This window comes from Hydrocoleum sp. CS-953 (assembly GCF_002260545.1).
Lineage (GTDB): Bacteria > Cyanobacteriota > Cyanobacteriia > Cyanobacteriales > Microcoleaceae > Trichodesmium.
Genome location: NZ_LGSU01000899.1, coordinates 1 through 5,315, shown reverse-complemented (window position 1 = coordinate 5,315; position 5,315 = coordinate 1). Strand labels below are relative to the sequence as shown.

Here is a 5,315-nt window from a genome sequence, read left to right as displayed (position 1 = left end):
ACTTACGCATAGCCACTATATCTAGTAGGGGTTAACGGCCGTTAACCCCTACAGGTGGTGTATATTTTCATGTTTTGCGTAAGTCCTGATTATTTGATTATAGCTTTTTTTCAATGATTTGATTCCATAGTGCTTTTTGTACTCAAAGACAGCGATCGCATCACTTAGGAACTGAGTCAGAACCTGTTACACAAATATCCTTAACTAGACTTATAGGTAATCAAATGGAGTATTTTTTTCTATTACCTATTCTCTAAAATCAAAAACTTATATATATCACTAATTTTATCAATAGTATTGATTGACAATTGATTAATATTCTGCTACATTACCTATGGTAAATTAAGGTGAAAATATGCCGAATAAAAAAAGATTGAACTTAGATTTATTAAACGATTTTTGGTCAATTGCTAAACTTTATTGGTTCTCAGAACAGAAATGGCGAGCTAGAGGTCTATTGTTACTGGTAATTGTTTTACTGGGAACATTTACTGTATTTAATTTATTACTCACAAACCAACGAGCAGAATTTATTTCTGCACTATCTGCTCAAGAATCTGATAGATTTTGGCGCTCAATTCTAGAGTTTTTTGGCACAGTTGTAGTGGCTGTACCTTTTGTGTCTTCCTATTCTTTTGTCCGACAAAAACTTAGTATATTTTGGCGCAGGTGGATGACTCATAGTTTTATGAAAAGTTATTTAGGCGATCGCTCTTTCTATAAAATTAGTTACCACCCAGAAATTGATAATCCAGACCAACGTATTTCTCAGGATATTAAAAGTTTTACAGACCAATCTTTGAGTTTTCTTATAACTATCTTGAATGCTATATTTCAGTTATTTGGTTTTAGTGCTTTGTTATGGTCAATTTCTAAACCATTAGTATTTTTTGTAATTTTTTATGCGGTTGCTGGCACAGTAATTACAACAGGGATATTTGGCAAAGTTTTGGTAGGGATTAATTTTGAACAACTGAAGCGAGAAGCTAACTTTCGTTTTGGTTTAATTAGAGTTCGGGAAAATGCTGAATCTATAGCTTTTTATGGAGGAGAAAAACAGGAGTTACAACAGGCAAATAACCTATTTAATGATGTTTTTGATAATTTTAATCGGTTAATTAAATGGCAACTATATTTGGATATTTTCAGAAACAGTTATGAGTTTATTACTTTTGCATTACCATCTATAATTATTGGTCCGCGCGTGCTTTCGGGTGAATTAGAAATAGGGGTAATTACTCAAGCAGCAACAGCTTTTGCTATTATCTTAAGTTCCTTAACAGTTATTGTTAGTCAATTGGATAGATTGACAGAATTTGCTGCTGGAATTAATCGTTTATCTACTTTTTCTGCTGCTATTGAATCATCTCCTGAAGTTCCTGAAGGTGAATCAACAATTGATACAATAACAAATTCTGGTCTAGCTTTAGAACATTTAACATTAAAAACTCCCAATTATCAAAGAACTTTAGTTAGAGATATTTCTGTGGAAATAACATCAGGAAATGGATTATTAATNAATTTGCTGCTGGAATTAATCGTTTATCTACTTTTTCTGCTGCTATTGAATCATCTCCTGAAGTTCCTGAAGGTGAATCAACAATTGATACAATAACAAATTCTGGTCTAGCTTTAGAACATTTAACATTAAAAACTCCCAATTATCAAAGAACTTTAGTTAGAGATATTTCTGTGGAAATAACATCAGGAAATGGATTATTAATTATGGGAGCTAGTGGCAGTGGTAAGAGTTCAATTTTAAGAGCGATCGCTGGTTTATGGAACTCTGGAACAGGAGCTATTTATCGACCTAAATTGAATGAAATATTATTCTTACCTCAGAAACCTTATATGGTTTTAGGTTCTTTACGTCAACAACTTTTATATCCCCAGACTAATCTAGATATTTCTGATGTAGAAATACAGCAAGTATTAGAAAGAGTAAATCTGCCCAAATTAGCAGAAAGATTTGGTGGTTTAGATGCAGTAGAAAATTGGAGTCAAGTTTTGTCAGTAGGAGAACAACAAAGGGTTGCTTTTGCCAGATTATTATTAACTAAACCTAACTATGTAATTCTGGATGAAGCCACCAGTGCTTTAGATGTGCCAAGTGAGGAACTTTTATATCAACAATTGCAAGGAACATCTACAACATTTATTAGTGTTGGGCATCGTCCGACTTTAAAAAATTATCACCAACAATTATTAGAAATTACTACTGATGAATCTTGGGAACTTAAACCTATTGTAACCTAAAAAAAAGGTAAGCATTCAGCAGTCAGCTAATAGCCGAGTAAACGTACAGGACTGATTAAAATGGCGTTGCTGAATCAAGGTATGAAAATAAAAATTGAACAATCTGAAATAGTTATTATTCAATAGTTTAGCAATTACCAAAAAATACAAATCATACCCAAAATTAGCAACGCCTGTAATTTCATTTTTTGCGTAAGTCCTGATTATAATTCCTCAATTGATTGATATTCTATGAAATTTAAGTCAGTCGTATCAATAATTTGAGTATTTTCGAGAATAGCTATAGTTTCACCATTGAGAAGAATATTTGTGGTATTTTCCCCAATATTGGGAACAAACTCTATTTCTTCAAAGCTAAAGCCAACTAAAGCTAAAGTATCCTCATTGTTAAAGTCAGTTATTGTATTAACTCCTGCATTTGCAGGAGTTAATACAAAGACATTGCTACCTTGACCGCCAGTGAGAATATTATTACCCAGGCCACCATAGAGTAGGTCGTCTCCCTGAGCGCCATCTAGTAAGTCATCGCCTTCCCAACCTATTAGAGTATCTTGTCCGTTCTCACCATTGATGGTATCGTTGCCTGTTCCTCCGTATAGAAGATCCTCACCCTTACCACCATTGATGTTATCGTTACCTATACTTCCTGATAGTATGTCATTACCTTGGTTCCCATTGAGGTAGTCATCTCCTTCACCACCGTTGAGTTGGTCGTTTCCCTTACCACCATTGATGTTATCGTTGCCTTTGCCTCCCATCAAAATGTCATCATCGTTGTCTCCAAATATAATATCATTACCTTTACCTCCATAGACAGTATCTTTGTCTTTCCCTCCGTAGATAGTATCTTCGCCTTGAGTCGCACTAATTAAATCATCTTGACTTCCACCAAAGATTCGATCGTTATCATTATCATTAGTGGAAGTGTTAATTTGACTTGCTTGACGTTGCTCTGAAATGTTTGTGCCATCACCAATAACAATATCGCTACCACCTAAAGCTATGAGGATATTAGAGCTACTATTACCATAGATGGCATCAGCATTTTCGGTGCCGATGTAGTTATCTGAGTCTGAAGTTCCCGTAAAGGTGTTTTCTTGCGTAATCTCAGTGATAGCAGCGTTGAAATCTACTATTGGTAGTATAGGTTCAGCAGGTAGAACAAGAGTCAAAGTTGCTTCTGGCGCAGGAGTTACTTCTGGCTCTGGTTCTGGTTCGGGAGTTGGTTCTGGTTCGGGAGTTGGTTCTGGTTCGGGAGTTGGTTCTGGTTCTGGTTCGGGAGTTGGTGCTGGTGCTGGTTCGGGAGTTGGTGCTGGTGCTGGTGCTGGTGCTGGTGCTGGTGCTGGTTCGGGAACTGGTTCGGGAACTGGTTCCGGTTCCGCCTCCGGTAGAGGTTCCGGTGCTGGTGCTGGTGCTGGTGCTGGTTCGGGAACTGGTTCGGGAACTGGTTCCGGTGCTGGTTCGGGAGTTGGTACAGGTTCCGCCTCCGGTAGAGGTTCCGGTGCTGGTGCTGGTGCTGGTTCGGGAGTTGGTACAGGTTGGGGAGTTGGTTCCGGTGCTGGTGTTGGTGCAGTTTCTGGTGCAGTTTCNGGTGCTGGTGCTGGTGCTGGTTCGGGAGTTGGTACAGGTTGGGGAGTTGGTTCCGGTGCTGGTGTTGGTGCAGTTTCTGGTGCAGTTTCTGGTGCAGTTTCTGGTGCTGGTGCTGATACAGGTTCCGCCTCCGGTAAAGGTTCCGGTGCTGGTGCTGGTGCTGGTTCGGGTGCTGCTTCGGGAACTGGTTCTGGTTCGGGAGTTAGTACAGGTTGGGGAGTTGGTTCCGGAGCAGGTTCTGGTACAGGTTCCGCCTCCGGTACAGGTTCTGGTACAGTTTCTGGTGCATTTTCTGGTGCATTTTCTGGTGCTGGTTCCGGTGCAGTTTCTAGTACAGGTTGCGGTTCTGGTGCATTTTCTGGTGCTGGTGCATTTTCTGGTGCAGTTTCTAGTACAGGTTGCGGTTCTGGTGCATTTTCTGGTGCTGGTGCATTTTCTGGTGCATTTTCTGGTGCATTTTCTGGTGCATTTTCTAGTGCTGGTGCTGGTGCTGGTACAGGTTCTGGTGCTGGTACAGGTTCTGGCTCTGGTGCTGGTATAGGTTCTGGCTCTGGTGCTGGCTCTGGTTCAGTATCGTTATCAACGTTTGTAATACTAACATCAGCAACAGCAAGACCGTCATACTCACTATCACCGCTTGTTGCTGTTGTCTCTAATATAAAATNTGGCTCTGGTGCTGGCTCTGGTTCAGTATCGTTATCAACGTTTGTAATACTAACATCAGCAACAGCAAGACCGTCATACTCACTATCACCGCTTGTTGCTGTTGTCTCTAATATAAAATTGACATCCCCATCTACTTCTGTGTCATCTACTCCTGTAACTTTTAATGTTTGGGAAATATTCCAATTTGCTGGAGTAAATGTGACGCTACTAACATCTACCGTTCCCTCTGTTGTGTCATTTGAAGCAACTGTTACTACTACATCATCATTAGGTTGACTGTTTAATACTATCTTCAAGCTGGCTGTTGTCCCATCTTCGCTTGTGCTTAAGTTTGCACGAGAAACAGTTATTCCTGGCGTACCTTCATTTTCGTCTGTGACAGTAACTGCAATAGTTTGGATATCATTTCCATCATTGCTGTCTGATGCAGTGACTTCTACCTCATAAACGTTGTATTGGTGTTCATCTGTTGGTAACTCGAAGTCGGGACTTGTCTTGAAGGTTATTTCTCCGCTGTTTTCGTCTATTTCAAATAAATCAGAGTCTGCTCCTCCTGTAATAGAATAATTTATTGTATCCTCATCAGCATCTTCGGCAGTTACAGTAGTTACTGTACTAGTATTTTCGGCGACTGTTGCTGTATTATCGCTAGTAATAATAGGGGCATCATTTTCGGGGGTGACATCTATGGTGATGGTGTTGGCTGTTTCACTGTCTTCTGTACCGTCGTTGACTGTAAAGTTAAAGTTGGCGTAACCTGTGCCGTTGGCATCTGTTTCTGGAGTAAATACTAGCTTGGGAAT

Annotated in this window: 3 protein-coding genes and 1 pseudogene; 2 read left to right on the top strand and 2 right to left on the bottom strand. The window is 39.6% G+C overall.

Annotated features, from left to right (window positions below):
* Positions 1–355: 355 nt before the first annotated feature.
* Both AFK68_RS12060 and AFK68_RS44895 read left to right on the top strand, forming a co-directional pair.
* Positions 356–1,518, top strand: a pseudogene (locus AFK68_RS12060) (ABC transporter ATP-binding protein/permease); the annotation flags it as partial.
* Between the two features lie 207 nt (positions 1,519–1,725).
* Positions 1,726–2,256: an ATP-binding cassette domain-containing protein gene (locus tag AFK68_RS44895; protein WP_371357344.1), complete on the top strand. Its 531-nt coding sequence runs from the start codon at positions 1,726–1,728 to the stop codon at positions 2,254–2,256.
* Between the two features lie 203 nt (positions 2,257–2,459).
* On the opposite strand, the gene AFK68_RS44890 is transcribed toward AFK68_RS44895, so the two are convergent.
* Together AFK68_RS44890 and AFK68_RS38700 are read right to left on the bottom strand one after the other, a co-directional pair.
* A complete protein-coding gene (locus AFK68_RS44890) occupies positions 2,460–3,428 on the bottom strand; it encodes a calcium-binding protein (protein ID WP_371357343.1) in 969 nt (322 codons plus the stop codon).
* Between the two features lie 1,083 nt (positions 3,429–4,511).
* Positions 4,512–5,315 (bottom strand): cadherin repeat domain-containing protein (locus tag AFK68_RS38700; protein ID WP_210407364.1); only part of this gene is annotated, 804 nt, incomplete at both ends.

What these genes read in the sequence shown, in the direction of transcription:
- AFK68_RS44895 (WP_371357344.1), top strand. Translation starts at nt 1,726, where the DNA reads ATGGGAGCTAGTGGCAGTGGTAAGAGTTCAATTTTAAGAGCGATCGCT.